Origin of the sequence: Silvanigrella aquatica, assembly GCF_001907975.1 — a bacterium.
Taxonomy (GTDB): Bacteria; Bdellovibrionota_B; Oligoflexia; order Silvanigrellales; family Silvanigrellaceae; genus Silvanigrella; species Silvanigrella aquatica.
Genome location: NZ_CP017834.1, coordinates 862402 through 879818 on the forward strand (window position 1 = coordinate 862402; position 17417 = coordinate 879818).

13 protein-coding genes are annotated in these 17417 nt (G+C 34.1%); 7 read left to right on the forward strand and 6 right to left on the reverse strand.

The window, feature by feature from the left end:
• Window positions 1–278 precede the first annotated feature (278 nt).
• Window positions 279–1607, forward strand: a complete 1329-nt coding sequence (locus AXG55_RS03695) for a thiolase family protein (protein ID WP_148696783.1) — start codon at window positions 279–281, stop codon at window positions 1605–1607.
• Between the two features lie 23 nt (window positions 1608–1630).
• Window positions 1631–3802, forward strand: coding sequence for a 3-hydroxyacyl-CoA dehydrogenase NAD-binding domain-containing protein (locus tag AXG55_RS03700; protein WP_148696784.1), 2172 nt, complete (start codon window positions 1631–1633; stop codon window positions 3800–3802).
• A 25-nt stretch (window positions 3803–3827) separates the two neighbouring features.
• Here the strand turns inward: AXG55_RS03700 and hrpB are convergent, their stop codons facing one another.
• The 4 genes from hrpB to coaD are packed head-to-tail and all read right to left on the reverse strand — an operon-like array spanning window position 3828 to window position 9374.
• Window positions 3828–6437, reverse strand: a complete 2610-nt coding sequence (gene hrpB / locus AXG55_RS03705; RefSeq protein ID WP_148696785.1) for an ATP-dependent helicase HrpB — start codon at window positions 6435–6437, stop codon at window positions 3828–3830.
• Window positions 6438–6448: 11 nt separating this feature from the next.
• The gene (locus AXG55_RS03710) at window positions 6449–7234 is read right to left on the reverse strand and encodes a TatD family hydrolase (protein WP_148696786.1); all 786 of its coding nucleotides are present in this window, start codon (window positions 7232–7234) and stop codon (window positions 6449–6451) included.
• Window positions 7235–7249: 15 nt separating this feature from the next.
• Window positions 7250–8413, reverse strand: coding sequence for an acyl-CoA dehydrogenase family protein (locus AXG55_RS03715; RefSeq protein WP_148696787.1), 1164 nt, complete (start codon window positions 8411–8413; stop codon window positions 7250–7252).
• Window positions 8414–8432: 19 nt separating this feature from the next.
• The gene (gene coaD / locus AXG55_RS03720; protein ID WP_148696788.1) at window positions 8433–9374 is read right to left on the reverse strand and encodes a pantetheine-phosphate adenylyltransferase; all 942 of its coding nucleotides are present in this window, start codon (window positions 9372–9374) and stop codon (window positions 8433–8435) included.
• Between the two features lie 174 nt (window positions 9375–9548).
• On the opposite strand from coaD, the gene AXG55_RS03725 reads away from it, so the two are divergent.
• From AXG55_RS03725 to AXG55_RS03745, 5 genes are all read left to right on the forward strand, one after another.
• Window positions 9549–10037: a hypothetical protein gene (locus AXG55_RS03725; RefSeq protein WP_148696789.1), complete on the forward strand. Its 489-nt coding sequence runs from the start codon at window positions 9549–9551 to the stop codon at window positions 10035–10037.
• 109 nt (window positions 10038–10146) lie between these two features.
• Window positions 10147–11637: a HAMP domain-containing methyl-accepting chemotaxis protein gene (locus tag AXG55_RS03730; RefSeq protein ID WP_148696790.1), complete on the forward strand. Its 1491-nt coding sequence runs from the start codon at window positions 10147–10149 to the stop codon at window positions 11635–11637.
• A gap of 42 nt (window positions 11638–11679) precedes the next feature.
• Window positions 11680–12501: a transporter substrate-binding domain-containing protein gene (locus AXG55_RS03735; RefSeq protein WP_148696791.1), complete on the forward strand. Its 822-nt coding sequence runs from the start codon at window positions 11680–11682 to the stop codon at window positions 12499–12501.
• A 24-nt stretch (window positions 12502–12525) separates the two neighbouring features.
• Window positions 12526–13245: a substrate-binding periplasmic protein gene (locus AXG55_RS03740; protein ID WP_148696792.1), complete on the forward strand. Its 720-nt coding sequence runs from the start codon at window positions 12526–12528 to the stop codon at window positions 13243–13245.
• A 225-nt stretch (window positions 13246–13470) separates the two neighbouring features.
• Window positions 13471–14694 carry an MFS transporter gene (locus AXG55_RS03745; protein WP_148696793.1) on the forward strand — a complete coding sequence of 408 codons (1224 nt, stop codon included), beginning with the start codon at window positions 13471–13473 and terminating at the stop codon, window positions 14692–14694.
• A gap of 49 nt (window positions 14695–14743) precedes the next feature.
• Here the strand turns inward: AXG55_RS03745 and AXG55_RS03750 are convergent, their stop codons facing one another.
• Both AXG55_RS03750 and AXG55_RS03755 read right to left on the reverse strand, forming a co-directional pair.
• A complete protein-coding gene (locus AXG55_RS03750) occupies window positions 14744–15520 on the reverse strand; it encodes a hypothetical protein (protein ID WP_148696794.1) in 777 nt (258 codons plus the stop codon).
• 67 nt (window positions 15521–15587) lie between these two features.
• Entirely contained in the window at window positions 15588–17405 is a 1818-nt protein-coding gene (locus AXG55_RS03755; protein ID WP_233231357.1) for a phospho-sugar mutase, read from the reverse strand.
• Window positions 17406–17417: the final 12 nt, after the last annotated feature.

Genomic DNA, 17417 nt, shown 5'->3' on the forward strand with positions numbered 1-17417 from the left:
ACTTAAATTTTATTTAAAAATCATGCTTTTATATAACCATACATCAGCACGAGATCTGGCTTTACGTGATTTACCACTTTGATTTGTGAATGAAAAGAGTGAATCATCTCGGTAATGTTAACGAAACAATCAATCAATTGAAAATGTTTCTTTCATATTTTCTTTTACCCTAGCTTTCTTTTCTTAATAAATTATAAAATTTGGGGCTTTACAAAAATTCTGATACTGTTGCTTGCATATTTTAGAGGGTCTGAACGAATCAAGAATGAGGTGAATGAATGGATAACTACGATAGTCAAAATTCCAGTACTAAAAAAAATTCTTCTAATAGAGAAAAAGTTGCTGTCATTGGTGCTGTGAGAACCCCATTTGTAAAATCTTTTGGCGTTTTTGAAAATGAAACAGCCCTGTCATTAAGTTTAAGAGTTGCCACGGAACTCATTGCACGCACGGGAGTTCAAGCATCTGAAATTGACGAGTGCATTTGGGGTGTAGTGATACCTCAAACTAAAAATGCAAATTTAGCTCGAGAAATTGTTTTATTTTCAGGATTGCCTACAACAATTGCGGGTTTTACATTAAATAAAGCATGTAATTCCTCATTGCAAACAGCGGAAATTGCAGCCGATCGTATTTTATTAGGAAAAAATAATCTTGTTTTAGCTGGTGGGGTTGAAGTTTTATCCGATGTTCCTATTCCTTTTTCCGATGAAGCACGTCGTTTTTTAACTAAAATGTCTCGCGCGAGATCATTTAAAGAAAGACTTTCCTTAATTGGAAGCGTAAATCCAAAATGGTTTTTACCAAAACCTCCAGCCTTAGCAGAACCTTTTACCGGTTTGACTATGGGTGAGCATGCCGAAATTATGACTGTAAAAAATAATGTTTCTCGTTCTAGACAAGATGAACTTGCTTATAAAAGCCATATCAATGCAGCAAAAGCATCGGAATCAGGTTATTTTAGTGATGAAATTATTCCTGTTTGGGCTGGAAAAGATAAAAATAATTTTATTGACAAAGATAATATGGTTCGACCTGACACAACAATGGAATCTATGGCGAAATTAAAACCTGTTTTTGATAAACGTAACGGAACAATAACCGCAGCAAATTCCAGTCCTCTTACAGATGGTGCGGCGGCAACTCTTTTAGCGAGTGAAAGTTACGTTAAAGAAAAAAATATTCCCATATTAGGTTATATTTTAGATTTTATTACAGTAGGTGTTGATCCTAATGATCAATTATTAATTGGACCTGCTTACGCTATTCCTAAAATTCTTAAAAGAAATAACTTAACAAAAGATGATATCGATGTTTTTGAAATACACGAAGCCTTTGCAGGACAAGTGTTAAGTTGTCTTGACTGTATGAATAATGAAAAATTTTGTAAAGAGAAATTAGGAATGCCTCTTTTTGGAAGCATTCCACCTGAAAAAATAAATATTCAAGGCGGAGCCATCGCTATTGGTCACCCTTTTGGTGCTACAGGGGCTCGTTTAATTGGGAATGCCTTGCGCATAACGAAACGGAAAAAAGGAAGATATGCCCTTGTTGCTGTGTGTGCCGCCGGTGGTATGGGTATGGCCGCATTGCTGGAAGCAAAGTAACAAATGAAAAAGGAATAAATTAAATGACATTGAATTTAAAATCAAAATCTAATGTATTTCATTTTTCTATGCAAGATGGAATTTGCATAATTGATATGAATGATGAAAGTAAAGCAGTAAATAGTTTCACAGTCTCTATGCTAGAAGATATGGATGAAAACTTACCTAAAATTCTTGCTTATGAAAAATTAGAAGGAATTATTATTACTTCTTCCAAAAAAAATTGTTTTGCTGCAGGTGCTGATATTTCTATTTTTAGTACTTTTACCAGCAAAGAAGCAGGTGAAGAAGGTAGTAAAGAATTGCATCGCATTGTCGGTTACTTTGCCAATGCCCCTGTCCCCACCATTGCCGCCATTCACGGAACATGTTTAGGAGGTGGTCTTGAACTCTCCATCGCATGTCACTACCGCATTTGCAGTTCACACCCTTCTACGCAATTAGGTTTGCCCGAAGTACAATTGGGAATATTGCCAGGAGGTGGTGGCACGCAACGATTGCCGCGTCTCATTGGTATTGCGCCTGCATTGGATCTTATTTTAACCGGAAAAAAAGTGGATGGAAAAAAAGCTTTAAAACTCGGGTTGGTTGATGATGTTGTCCCTGAAAATCAATTGTTAACTAAAGCCATTGCATTTTGTAAGCAGGTTAAAGGGAAAAAGAGGATGTTACCTTCTTCATTGGGAATTGTTTCCTCAATGCAAGGACATTTTGATATGCAAAAAATAGCACTCGAAGGAAACCCATTAGGTCGTTACCTTATATCAAAGCAGAGCCGCGGTATGGTCATGAAAAGTACCAAAGGCCGTTATCCTGCACCCTTAAAAGCATTGCAAAGTGTGATGAATGGCGTGGAGATGTCTTTAGAAAAAGGATTAGAACTAGAAGCAAAATTATTTGGTGAGCTTGTTGTCACCGAAGAAAGCCGATCTCTCGTTCATATATTTAACATTATGACTGCCGCGAAGAAAAATCCTTATCCTAAAAATGTTCAAGAAAATGCACAAAATAAATATGTTAATTTTCTTGAAATGGGAGATTCCTCTGTCGGTGTATTAGGTGCAGGTCTTATGGGAAGTGGTATTGCCACGGTTCTTGCCGAAAAAAATATTCGCAGTGTGATGATAGATAAAGAATCAATGGGGTTACAAAGAGGATTAAAATCTGTTTCTAGTTACTTTGAGGATCGCTTTAAGAAAAAAAGAATCAAATGGTTTGAAAGAGATTCAAAAATATATCGTGTTTCTCCTGCCATGGATTTTTCAGCATTAAAAACATCATCTTTAATTATTGAAGCCGTATTTGAAGATCTCAAAATAAAACATGATGTGTTAAAAAAATGCGAGAGTATGATTCCCCATTCTGATTTTATTTTTGCGACAAATACGAGTAGTTTACCTATTTCTAAAATTGCGGAGCCCGCTAAAAAACCTGAAAATGTTGTTGGAATGCACTTTTTTTCTCCTGTTCCGAAAATGCCCTTAGTAGAAATTATTACGACAGAAAAAACATCTCCTGAAGCGGTATCAGCAGTGTTTGATTTAGCAACAATTATGGGAAAACAAATTATTGTTGTGAATGATGGTCCTGGTTTTTACACGACCCGAATTCTCGCATTTCAAATTGCGGAAGCCTTAAATATTTTGGCGGAAGGTGCTTATATTGAACATGTAGATTCGGCAATGGAAAAATTTGGCATGCCCGTGGGTCCTATTACTTTATTAGATGAAGTAGGCATTGATGTAGGTGAGCATATTATTAAAGTATTAAATAGCGCATTTGCCGATAGACTTAAAGTACCAAAAGAAATAGATAGCATTTCTCATGAAGGACGTAAGGGTAGAAAAAATAATAAAGGGTTCTATATTTATTCAAATGGTAAGAAAGATAAACCCGATTCTTCCATTTATAAAAACTTTTCTCAAGAACGAAAAAATTTCGATCTCAAAGAAATTGCCGATCGCTGTATGTATGTTTTCTTAAATGAAGCAGCGCGCTGTCTCGATGAAAAAATAATTAAATCAGAAGATGATGGTGATTTAGGAGCTATATTTGGTTTAGGTTTTCCTCCCTTTTTAGGTGGGCCTTTTCATTATGCAAAAGTCTTAGGGAAGAAAAATGTGAAAGAAAAATTAACTCAATTAAGTGCAAAACATGGTAAAAGGTTTGAACCTGCTGCTTATTGGGATAGATAATCGAAATAGAAAAAAATTAATTCGTCTAAGATTTTCTTCTTCTTTTTGCTATATATTCAGGTGGTTCCGCTGTTTTGGGATCGTCAGGCCAGGAGTGACGTGGGTATTTTCGAGATAATTCTTTTTTGACTTCCAAGTAGCCACGTTCCCAAAAGCCTGCCAAATCCGTTGTGACCTGTACTGATTGCATGTTAGGTGCGAGCAGATGCACTACGAGCGGAATTGTTCCTTTACAAATTTTTGGGGTTTGAACTGTGCCAAAAAAATCTTGTAACCTTGATGCAACCCAGGGCGGTTTTTCTTCTTCATAATTTACTTTAACTTTTCTACCTTTTCCTATTGTAATTGAACTCGGAAATAAATCGGATAATGTTTTTTTATCTTCATAATTTAAAAGCTCTTCAATGTAATCATCTAATTCTTTTTCTAATATTTCATCAAAGCTTTTTTTTCCTTCACAAATATGACAAAGAAGCAATTCAAAATCTTCACCTGTAAAATTGGGAATATTTAAAATGCATCCTGCTTTTTTAGCAAGTAAAGTTCTAGTTCCTAAATACTGAAGAGCTTTGTCATCGTCAAAAGGCTTTGGCCATGAGGACATCACTTGTTTTATTAAAATATTTTCAAATTGACTATTTTGTTCCCTTATTTGCTGCTCTTCTAATATCACTTTTCCATAAAGTATTTTTTGCAATCCACGGACGCGTTCCTGTTCATTATCCCAAAAATACTCCTCGGCATCTTGAATAAATCCATCGGGGGCAGCAATTAAAAGATCTTTTTCAATGCCATGACAAATTCGAATTTGTGTAGAATGAGATTGAGAAAGAGCTGTAGCTGACTCCTCGGCATCAATGGCTAATAAAAATTCTGAATCTTGTACAACACTAGTGGGAGACAATAGAGCTCCACCTCCTAAGCATAGATTTAATTCCCTGCGACCGGAGATATTTTTTTTGCTTTGATTGCGAATTTGACATACTCTATCAGAATATCCTGATAATAAAATAAGACTTAATGTTTCCTCTGAAAGGGGTTCTAAGCAGATATGGAAAGGTACAGAATGTAAACTGCAAAGTTGTCTTGCTAAAGTTTCGATGCGTTTAAATGCCGCCATATCGATGAGATCTTTTTTGAAATGAGACAATTCTACTTTAGTATGAACCATTTTGAATAATTCTAATTGATATGCAATATCGGAATGCGCAATATCAGGAGCATCTATTCCTCTGCGCATAAACATTCCTTCATTAATAAAGGAAACAATTAAAATACCTTGGGCAAGAGAATTTCTTTTTTTACTTTCAATTAATATGCGGCTTAGTCTGGGATGTAATGGATATTTAGCCATTTCTATTCCGCATTCTGTTATGTTACTATTTTCGTCAAAAGCACCTAAATAGCGTAATAAATTTGAGCAAGATTGCAAAATATTTTGTGGTGGTTTTTCAAACCAAGGAAAAAAATCATTGTTAGTGCTGTTATAATTTTTATGAATAAAATGACTTTTTAAATTTTGTTCCATGATTTTTAATTCAAGCAGAGCTTGTGATAAATCAACCCGTTGAATTTCAGGTTTTTGAAAGGCGGCGCGCATATTAAAATCGAGCTGTGTGTATAGCCTTTTTGCAATTCCTGGTTGGGTTCTGCCCGCGCGTCCTGCTCTTTGAATACAGGACGCCTGACTGATGGGAAGAGTGTCCAATGTGGGGAGACCACTCCAACTGGCATGTCCCGCAATTTTAGCAACTCCCGAATCGATGACACCCGTAACACCATCAATTGTTACCGAAGTTTCTGCTACGTTAGTTGATAAAATTATTTTTCTTTTTTGTGTTTGAGAAAATATTTTTTGTTGCTCTTGAATAGGTAAATCGGCTTTTAATTGAAAAATTTCACAATTATTATTATTTAAATGTTTTAGAGCGTCGGCACATTTTCGTATTTCCTGAATTCCTGGTAGAAAAACTAAAATGTGGCCAGGGCATAATGAATTTTTCATTAAATTTTCAACAGCTTCGGTTATCTGAAAAGGAAGTTGTTTCTTTAATTCGTCATTTTTTGCATATTCAAAAGTAACAGGATAGGCTTTTCCTTCGGATAAAAAAACTTTTGCTTGGGGTAAATAAGTTTGTAAATTTTTTGTTTCTAAGGTCGCAGACATGACAATAAGTTTTAAATCGGGACGAATGGTATTTTGAAGTAACTTCACAAGCATTAAAGCAATATCGGTATGAATATGTCTTTCATGAAATTCATCTATGATAACACAAGAGATTTCTGAAAGTGTGGGGTCGGATAAAACGAGTCGTGAAAAAATCCCTTCGGTAATATATTTTACTTTTGTTTTTCCGCTTTCCAACTTATCGAAACGAACTTGATATCCAATTCTTTCACCACATTTTTCATTTAACTCTTGAGCAACTCTTTCGGCAGAAAGTTTTGTGGCTAATCTTCTTGGTTCTAAAACAAGAATTTTTCCTTCAAATATTTCCATTAATGCTGGTGGAACGCGTGTGGTTTTTCCGGCTCCTGGTGTCGCTTGTAAAATGAGAGATGAAGAACTTTTAAGATTTTCAATAATGCTAGGAATAAGTTCATCAATGGGCAACGGGGGTAAATTATTTTGCATTAATAAAAATCCTAGGAAGGTGATCGTAATCTATAAAAAAGATTTTCCGCATTATGAGTCGTAGTTTTAGCCATTTCATCGTAAGTCGTGTTGCGTAATTTTGCTATAAATTCACAGGTATGATGAATATTTGCGGGTTCATTTGTTTTTCCACGTAAGGGAACAGGAGCTAAGTAAGGACTATCAGTTTCAATTAAAATGCGATCAGAAGGAACAAATTTAGCCACTTCTTGCAAGCTTTGTGAATTTTTAAAAGTAACAATTCCTGAAAAAGAAAGATACAAACCACAATTTAAAAAATCTTTTGCTTCATCTAATGTGCCTGTAAAACAATGAATAACCCCTTTGAGCCCTTTTTCAGCAAATGGTTTTATTCTCGAATAAACAGCTTCATGTGTTTCACGAACATGAACAACCACAGGAAGATTTAACTCTAGAGCCATTTGTAAAAAATATTCAAAGCATTCAATTTGTATATCCATGGGTGACAAAGTGTAGTGAGCATCTAATCCGATTTCACCAACTCCCACAACTCTGGGATTATTTGTCGCAGGAATTCTAATTTTTTCTGCTTCTTTAATGGAAAATGTAGAAGCATCGTGTGGCTGAATCCCTAAAGTAACATAAAGCATGTCAGATATTTTAAGCTGCTCTTGCGCGAGCTCAATGGTTTCAGGATCGTAAGAAATATTAATTATTTTTCCAACTCCTGCTTGCTTTGCTCTTGTTATAATTTCAGGTAAAGAGTTTTTGAGTTTATCGGAAACAAGGTGACAATGTGTATCAATTAAATACATGAATAAAAAATTCCTTTAGCTAAAGGCAGGGATGCCCGTAAGCTGTTGCCCCACAATGAGGAGGTGGATATCATTAGTTCCTTCATAAGTATACACCGATTCTAAATTGCACATGTGCCGCATGCAGCGGTATTCTCCACTAATCCCATTTGCTCCTAAAATATCCCTCGTTGTGCGCGCACAATCTAGAGCAATTTGAACATTATTTTGTTTGCCCATGCTAATTTGTGAAGCATGAATTTTCTTTTCGTGTTTGAGTTTAGCAAGCTGCATGGCAATTAATCCTCCTTTGGCAATTTCTGTTGCCATAATTGCTAATTTTCTTTGAATAAGTTGAAAGGAGGCAAGGGGCTTGTCAAACATAATACGTTCTTTACTATAAGAAATAGCTTCTTCAAGGCAATCTTCAGCAGCACCTAATACTCCAAAAACAATTCCAAAACGTGCTTGATTTAAGCACATAAGTGGACTTTTAATTCCTTCAGATTTTTCGAGTAAGTTTTCGGCAGGAATTTTGCAATTATCAAAAAATAAGGAGCCCGTTATGGAAGCACGTAGACTTAATTTATAATGTATTTTAGGTGCGGTAAAACCAGGAGTTTCTTTTTCTACTAAAAATCCTCGAATTCCTTCGTTAGTTTGAGCCCAAACAACGGCGACGTCGGCAATGGGCGCATTGGTAATCCATGTTTTTGAACCATTTAAAACCCAATTTTTACCCTCTTTTTTAGCAAATGTTTTCATGCCTGCCGGATTTGAGCCAAAATCGGGTTCCGTGAGCCCAAAACATCCGACAAAATCACCGGCGGCCATTTTTGGAAGAAAATATTTTTTTTGTTCTTCGGAGCCAAAAGTATGAATGGCATACATCGCAAGACTGCTTTGAACGCTGGCGACACTTCTTAATCCACTGTCCCCTCGCTCTAATTCTTTCATTATGAGTCCATACGAAACTTCATCAAGACCGGCACAACCATAGCCTGCTAAATTGCATCCGAGGAGTCCCAGTGCCCCCATTTCTTTTATGACTTCCTGAGGAAATACGGCGCGTTCATAATTTTCCATTATGTTAGGTTTGAATTTTTCTGTTACAAACTTTCGAACTGTCTGTTGAATAAGTTTTTGGGATTCATCAATATTATCGAAGGCGCATAAATAATCTGTGGCAAGTATATTCATGGTCAAAATCCTTTATTTCTTATTTTTTTAAATTTTCATAAGCCGTCATGACATCATCTTCGTTAAACAATTTTATAGATGTTCTTCCTAAATTTTTTGACAGTGAAAGTAAATAGGTCACACCCGAGTCAATACCGTGAGGAAAGACGGCATCTTCTTCTAAGCAATAAGCTAAAATAGCCCAAAGCGTATGAATTTCATTTTTAGGATAATTTTTATGAACTCGAATTTCCTCTCGTAATTTAGAGCCATGATGTTTTAAAAAAGAATCAACATATTTTGATGTTTTTACCATAACAGATCGAGAAATACGCAGAATACGAAAGGATAAAGATGAAAATAATAATTGTAAACATTCAGAGAGGTCTCTTCCATTTAAATTGGAGGAATCCACATCAAAACGATGAGCAGAGCAAACTTCTATGAGATCAAAAATTTGTCCAATGACGCGCACCCAGTTGAGCATGAGTGATTGCGCCACAAACTTTGCGCCCACATATTTCACATGTGTTTTTCCTACGACCGTTTTGACGTATGTGGAAGAACAATGAAGAAGATGATGGGGACACATAATTGCCCAAGTTTGTAATTGCGGATTAATCGCCTGGTTAGAGAAGTAAAGATTAAATTCAGCTTCAAAATCCGAGGTTGATCGCAATCCACGTACCAAATGCGTGATGTTATTTTCTTTTGCATAGTCGGCCACGAGGCCTTCTTGGGAAGTGACAATCACCTTTTCACCCACACGAAAAGGAGGATCCAGTGACCACCAATCAATGAAAGGATCGATAGAATGTGCAATCACACGAGCTCTGACCTCTGGTTTTAATAAACTTTGTTTTGCAGGATTGATTGCAGAAACAACATGAACGCATTCAAAAACCTCTAATGCGGAATCGAGAACAAATTGGTGGCCAAAGGTCCAAGGATCAAATGAGCCAGCGTATACAGAAGATTGCATAATTATTCCTTAACCATTTTTACCCAAAAAATTTATTTTATGGGACTGCCAAAGATGTGGCGAGTTACGACCACGAATGAAATTTACCTTAGGGGCTATAATTTGAGCAAGGAGTCAAAATAAAATAGTATAAAAGAGGCTTCAATTAAATTATGAAACAAATGGGTTAGCAATATGAAAAAAATTTTGTTTTTTGAAAATAGTCCCTTATTGCAAAAAGCAATTCAATTGATTTTAAGTAATAATCATATATATGAAATTACTATTGTAGATTCTTTAACAAAATTTGAAAAAGAAAATCACATTAGGGTTTTTGATCTTATCATTTCACATATTGATTTAATAAAAATGCATACAAAAAATAAAAATTTTGATTTTCAAAAATTTTTATTAATGTATGAAAAATTTGATTCTATAAAAGAATTTAAAGATATGAATTTTATTCATTTTATAGAAAAACCATTTACATCCGAAGAACTTAAAAAGAAAATTGATTTTATTCTTGGTGTCCATGAGAAAGACATAAAAATATCAAACAATAAAGTAACAGATGATAAATTAAATCAACATGCTAAAGATGCTGTGGAAAAATGGTTACGAGAAGAAGCGCCTAAATTTGCTAAAGAAGTCATTAGAGATGAAATATTAAAATTAATTAGTTAAAGTAAATAAAAATTTATCGTCAAAAAATCTATTTATTACAATTTGATTAAATTCTTATTAAAAAGATAAAATATTTATATTTAGAATCATTTCATTGGGAAGATGTTAAATGAGCAAAAGCAGCCTCTCCTCAAAACTTTATTCTTCAATAGTTGTGTTACTTTTATTAATTTTAGGAACTGCCATTTATACTATTCTTATGGTTATGCAGACAAACACCTATTCTACAATTACGGGAACAAATTGGTTGCCGTCCGTAGATACGGCGCACCGTGTTATCACAAATTTAGCATTGTTGAGAAGAACAGAATTGCGATTGATTGTAGCGGAAAACGCGCCTGAAATTGAAGAGTACGTCATCACATATAGCAAAGTTTTAAAAAGCTTAAATTCACTTTTAACCCTTTATGAAACTGAAATTTCCGAAGCGGAGGAAAGAAGGTTATTTGAAAAATTTATAACAGAATGGAAAGAATTTGAAGTGGTCTCTAAAGAAATTGTGGCACTTGGTTCGAAAGGGAAAGATCGTGAAGCCAGTGAGCTCATGAAAAGTAAAGAAGATGAACTTTTAAAAAGAGCCGAAAATGATTTTAATGATATTGTTGATATCAACTATAAAGGTGCGATTGAATCCACTCGAAAAGGCGCAAGCTTAACAAATATCACCGTCTTTGGCATGTTTGGCATTCTTGTGACAAGTTGTTTGATTGCGGCGCTTATTTTTCAAATTATTCGTGTTTCAACGCGTTCAATAAGTAAAGGAATTGATAATTTTAAGAAACAAAGTTTAGCAACTAATGGTATTGCAGAATCTTTAAAAGCAAATTCTCATTCTTTATCAGATACGGTTAAAGAGCAAGCTTCCTCTGTGTTGAAAACGGTTGCCGCTGTCAATCAAATTACCAGCATGGTGAATAGAACCGCAGAAAATGCAAAAGGTTCTTCCGAAATTGCTGGTGGAGCTACTGCTAAGGCGCATGAAGGTCAGGCCACAATGCAAAGGCTTGTTTCGGCAATGCAAAATATTCAAGAATCTAATGCACAGCTTCAAAATATTGCGGCTATTATTTCGCAGATAAACACAAAAACAGCTGTTATAAATGATATTGTTTCTAAAACAGAATTGCTTTCTTTAAATGCTTCTATTGAATCGGCAAGAGCCGGTGAACATGGAAAAGGGTTTGCCGTTGTTGCCGAAGAAGTAGGGAATTTGGCAAAAATCAGTGGAAAATCGGCAAATGAAATTCAGGAGCTTATTACAAAAAGTCAAGAAGAGGTTAATAAAATTCTCGGTCTGACTAAAATGAGAATTGAAGAAGGTAAAAATGTTACTGTGGAAGCTCAAAAATCATTTATACAAATTGCTGAAGATATAACGACAATGTCAAATTCAATTCAGCAAATAACCGAAGCCACTCACGAACAGGAAATTGGAGTTAGACAAATTGCCTCTGCTATGGGTGAAATAGATAAAACAACCATGAGTTGTCAAACAGCTGTTACGTCAACAGCGGCATCCTCCACAAGTCTGGTGGAACAAAGTAATTTACTCGATGCCACTGCAAAAGAAATTGAAGAACTGATTAAAGGAACAAAATAGCTTGAATTTCTTTAAAATAATTATTTTTTTGGGGTTATATTTATGCTAAAAACAAAAAGAATATTAATATATACATTAATAATATTTGGTATTTTATTTTTACATATTAAATATTCAATTGCTGCCGATTTAAGTGAAATTAAAAAAAGAAAATTACTTATTGTTGGTGTCAAAGATGATTTGTATCCTTTTGGATTTCGAAATAAAGACACAAAAAAAATTGAAGGATATGATATCGATTTTGCAAATGAAATTGCCAAAGAATTAGATGTTAAAGTGGAATTTAAGCCCGTATCTTCTTCCGATCGTATTCCCCTACTAAAAAAAGATGATGTTGATATGCTCATTTGTACAATGACCATTACCGATGAGCGTAAAAAAGAAATTGATTTTAGTTACTCCTATTTTATTTCCAAGCAAAAATTTATAGTAAAAAAAGAATATCAAGTGAAAGAACTGAAGGATTTAGAAGGAAAAGTTATTGTTACAGCAAAGGGATCAACCTCAGAATTAAATGCCAAAAACGCATTACCATCTGCAAAAGTTCTGGGTTTTGAAGATTATCCCCAGGCTGGTCAGGCTCTCGATCTCGAAAAAGTATTTGCCGTGACTTCAGATGAATCTGTTTTAGTTGGTGTCCTCTCCGAAATGAAAAGCAAAGAGAAATTTGAAATTACAAAATTTGAAATTTCTAAAGAACCTTATGGCATTGGCGTAAAACAAGGTTCAAGTGAATTATTAAGATCGATAAATTCAACTTTATTAAAACTTGAAAATTCTGGTGAGGCTAGTAAAATATATGATAAATGGTTTGGAACGCAAACATCCACTCCCTTAGCGCGGGATTTTAAAATAGCTCCTTAACTTATAAAAATTTCGGGGATATATATGAAAAAAATTATCTTTATTTTGTTTTTTTTAGGATTATTTTGTAATTCATATGCTAAATCTGATGAAGTTCTTTCATTTGCCGCAATTGCGAACACATCTAATCAGATTGTTGGAGCAAAATTACTGAAAGATATTTATGCAAAATTAAATAAAAAATTAAATATTGAATACCTTCCTGGAGCTCGAGCAAGTATTGAATCAAATAAAGGAACTCTTGCTGGTGAAGTTTTGAGAATATATTCTTATGGTGAACATTTTCCAAATCTCATTCGTATTGATCCGGAAATTTATTATATTGAACCTACAGCTTTTGTAAAAAATAAAAATCTTAAAATAGATAGCTGGAGCTCTCTTAAAAATTATCGTGTTGGTATTATTCGTGGATTTCTTTGGTTAGATGCTGGAGTTAAAGATGTTTCTAATGTGACAAGGGTTAACTCAATTGATCAACTTGTTTTAATGGTAAATCTAGATCGCATTGACCTTTTTATTTCAGATAAACTCAATGGATTGATCACGTTAAAAAAACTGAAGATGGGTGATAAAATTCAAGCTTTACCAAATACTTCTTTTGAGAGAATTAAGCTCTATCACTATATTCATAAAAAATATAAATACCTTGTCCCACAAATTATAAAAGTGGTTAAAGAAATGAAAGGAAGTGGTGAGCTTGAAGCATTAACCATAAAGTATAGAGATGAAGTTATGAAAAATTAAAAAAAATGAACTTATCTTGAAGTTGATCTAGGCTAAGTGAAAAGTCACATAGTTCGTGCTTATTCGGTTTTTTTTAATTAGAATTTTTTTCATAACATATTAAAATATCAGTTCTAAAAAATGTGTAAATTATAAAATTTGATGATAAAATGATTATTTCATTTTATATTGACTCCAAAATTAAAATAACCTAGTTTCATATTTTGTAATATAAAGGATTAATAAGTGAATAATTTATCAAATAGAAATTTAATCATTCAAATTTTTCCATTTGCATTATTTGCATGTATCGATGGGTTTGCTAGTGTTTCTTTTATTTGGCTTTTGCTTGATAAGTATAATTCATTATTAAGTATAGGAATTTGTCTTTCAATTTCAACTATTTTAAGTTTTTTAATTCAAAAAAAGTTAGCTTTCATTAAGAATCAAATTTATATGAATGTGAATAAATTTTTTATGTTTCAATCTTTTTTTGCACTTGTATTTTCAATTTCTAATTTGTTTTTATTAAATAATTTTTTTAATAGAGAAATTATTATGATATCACTGATTATTTATAGTTTATTTGTTTTTATGAATTATTTTGTTATTGACTCTTTTATATCAAAATTAATTTTAAATAAAAAAATAACTTCAACCAAAGGAAGCGTAGTCTCACAGATTGTAATGCAATTTGGAGCTATAATTGGATTTTCAGTTGGAGGCAAAGTTTTTAACTTATTTGGAATTAAAGGTTCTTCATTTTCAATTATTTTTTTAATATTAATGAGTTTAATCATAGTTTCAATAAATTCGACTCTGTTTCAAGTATCAAATGAATCTAAATTGGAAGTCACAAATTCAAGTCTTAATAAAAATGAAAGCTTGCACTCAAGTTTTCATATATGGATGGCCGCTTTTTGTATTCTTATGATTTCTTTCCAGATTTCAAATTTTAACTTATTTTTGCCCGATATTTTTTTGAAATATAAATATTGGACTGCTGAAAATTATGGTTATATTGCAGGAATTACGAGTCTTGGTGCATTTATAGCATCATTTGTTGTTTATAAAGGCAATTTATTTTTACCCTGTATTTTATTAGCGTCATGCGTTATTCCCATTGCAAATTATATTTTAGCATTTTCAAATGTGATGATTTTGTGTTTGGTGGCTTCTTTTTTCTTAGGATTTTCTGTGAATTCTTTAAGAAGTACTTTTAGAAAAAATATGTTTGATAATTTATCATCACAAAATGATGTCTCTAAATGGATGTCCATTAGTAATTTATTTACATTTTTGCCAAGGGCTTTGTTTCCCTTAATTGCTTCTTTACTCATAGGTTCTGCGATGACGAATTATGTTTTTCCAATGATAGGTCTCATAATTGCCTTGCTTATTATTGTCTTTACAATTTTATTTATCATAAAATCGAACGAAATTAAAAAAATACAACATGAAAGATTATAATATGTATGACATTATTAGAGCGTGAATCTGATTTTTATATGTTGAATGTTCACGAAGCCTTCGTAATCACACCAAAGCTATGAATTTTCTTTTCTTTATCTTTTAAAGAAGTGGGGATTTTTTCTATAGAAAATGCAATCCAAAGTTTTAAGTTCACATGTGTTTTAGTAACAGTGCAATCTATTCCAAATGATTTATCAAATTCATGTTCAATATTTGTGAGGGCAGTATTATTTGGAAAAATCACTTCAACAAAAATAACGTCATCCCAGACAATAGAAAGAGTAGGATATATTTTAGCTTCGGATGCTATAATTAAAGCTTCATCTAAAAAATTAAAAACAGCGGTATGGGTATGAGTTTCATTTTGTAACCACGTATAAAAATGTACGGATTCTTTGGGGACTCTGACAACATGAATAGGTTGGACTTTTTCAAATTTAGAGCGGTATTTTAAAAATATTTTTCGCAAAATAGGGGACATAATTTTTTCGGTTGTCGACTGAGATTTCGAAAACTCAAACCACGGGAAACCAGCAAATGAAGAAAAGGCTTTGTCTTTTTTCATCATTCTCATGCTGAACATATTAATTTCCCAAATCACATGGGGCTCATCGAAATGGAGGGGATAATTTTTTACAAAATCGCCGTGCCAATCCGTTTTGGAGGGATCAAATTGGGAGTGACTGGATAACAAACTATTAAAGTTTCTAAAGCGCACTCTAGATTCTTTAATATTAATAATTAATACATATAATAGCCCTATTAGAGCTGCAAATGCTAATAAAATGTCTCTAAATAAGACATCCTGCTCCATAGATTGCATTGAAAAGCCCCCGTAAATGTAGGTTTCGGTACTTTTAGGGGTTTTTTGAAGTAAATTTTAAGAAAATTTACTTCACTTTATTTACAAAAATATAGATTTCTTTGCGTAAATTATTGATTTTATTTATGGAATTCATATAAGATTCTTCTACATTGGAGTTTTTTGAGCAGACGGAAATATAAAATTTGAGTTTGGGCTCGGTGCCGCTGGGGCGCATTGAAATTTTACTGCCATCTTCAAGTAACATCTTTAAAACATTGGATTTTGCGATATTTTGTTCTTTTTGTGTTTTGGGATCGAGGTAGTCGTAAATTTTTGTGACCTTTGTGCCTGCCCATTCTGTCATGGGAGACTCTCGCATGCTTTTCATCATCCGGTTAATGCGAAGAGAGCCTTCTTCACCGTAGAGATCGATGCTGATCAAGTCCTCTTGCCAAGCTCCATGTTTCTTAAAAATCTCAAATAAATTTTCGCACAATGTTTGTTTTTTTTCTTTTGTAATAGCTATCATTTCAGCGGCTTGACATATGGCCGCGATGGCGTCTTTATCACGTACATTATTGTTTGGCATGAAGCCAAAGCTTTCTTCTGTACCGAATAAATACTCAAAACCATTGTTTTTTTCTTCCCAGCTGCGGATCAATCCGGCAATCCATTTAAAGCCTGTGAGGGTATTGAATATTTCAATTCCGAATTCAGAGCATATTTTTTCTAATAGATCCGATGTTACAATTGTTTTTACGATTTTATGATTTGAATTAAGCTTTCCTGTTTTTTTTCTGTTACTTAAAATAGAATTTACCAGAAGAGCTCCTGTTTGATTGCCATTTAAAATCACATAGTCACCAACGGCTTGGTGCTTCATAATTCCTTTTGCTAGGACAGGTTCATGGGAAACGATGGCCAGGCGATCGGAGTCGGGATCGGTGGCAAAGACGTAATCCGCTTTACGTTCTGTGGCATATTTAATGGCCAGAGCCAGAGCTTCACTTTCTTCGGGGTTTGGCTTTTTTACGGTAGGAAAGTTGCCATTGGGTTCTGCTTGTTCGGGGACTACAAAAACATTCTCAAAACCCCAAGAGTTTAATGCTCTTAGGGTTGGAATTTTACCAGTTCCGTGAAGAGGAGTGTAGACAATGCTGACATTTTTAGGAACATGGGGGGCGAGGCTGAGGCCTTTCAGTGTTTCAAAATAGGATGTGAGAATGTCTTCTGATATGTGATGCGCTAACCCCTTTTGTTGCGCTTCTTGAAACGGCATGTATTTTGTGTCGGAAAAGGCTTGAATACTAAAGACTTCTTTTAATATTTCAGCATCTTGAGGAGGGATGATTTGTGCTCCATCATCCCAATAAACTTTGATGCCATTGTATTCGGGAGGATTGTGGCTTGCCGTAATACAGAACCCACTGATGCATCCCAGTTTGCGAATGGCAAAGGATAGACAGGGAGTTGGTTGTAGGGTGGGATAAATATAGGAGTGAATGCCATTGGCTGCGAGTACGCTCGCCGCTTCATGGCCAAAAAAGCGAGAATTGTTTCTGCTATCGTAAGCTATTGCAACTCCTTGTTTTTTAGCTTCTTCTCCACATTTTAAAATATAGTTAGCCACTCCTTGAACAGCTCGTCTTAAAACGTAACGGTTCATGCGGTTTGCTCCCATGCCCATAACGCCGCGCATACCGCCTGTTCCGAATTCTAAATCGCGATAAAATCGATCTCTCAATTCTGTAATATTTTTGTTTTTAATGAGAAGAAGAACTTCTTCTTTATCCTCGTGGGCAATGCTCTCATCTTTGAGCCAAGAAGAAATTTTATCAAAGCAATCATTTAAAGACGCAAAGGAATCAGAATAGAGTTCATTAAGTAGAGTTGTTTCAATCATAATCATAGCCTT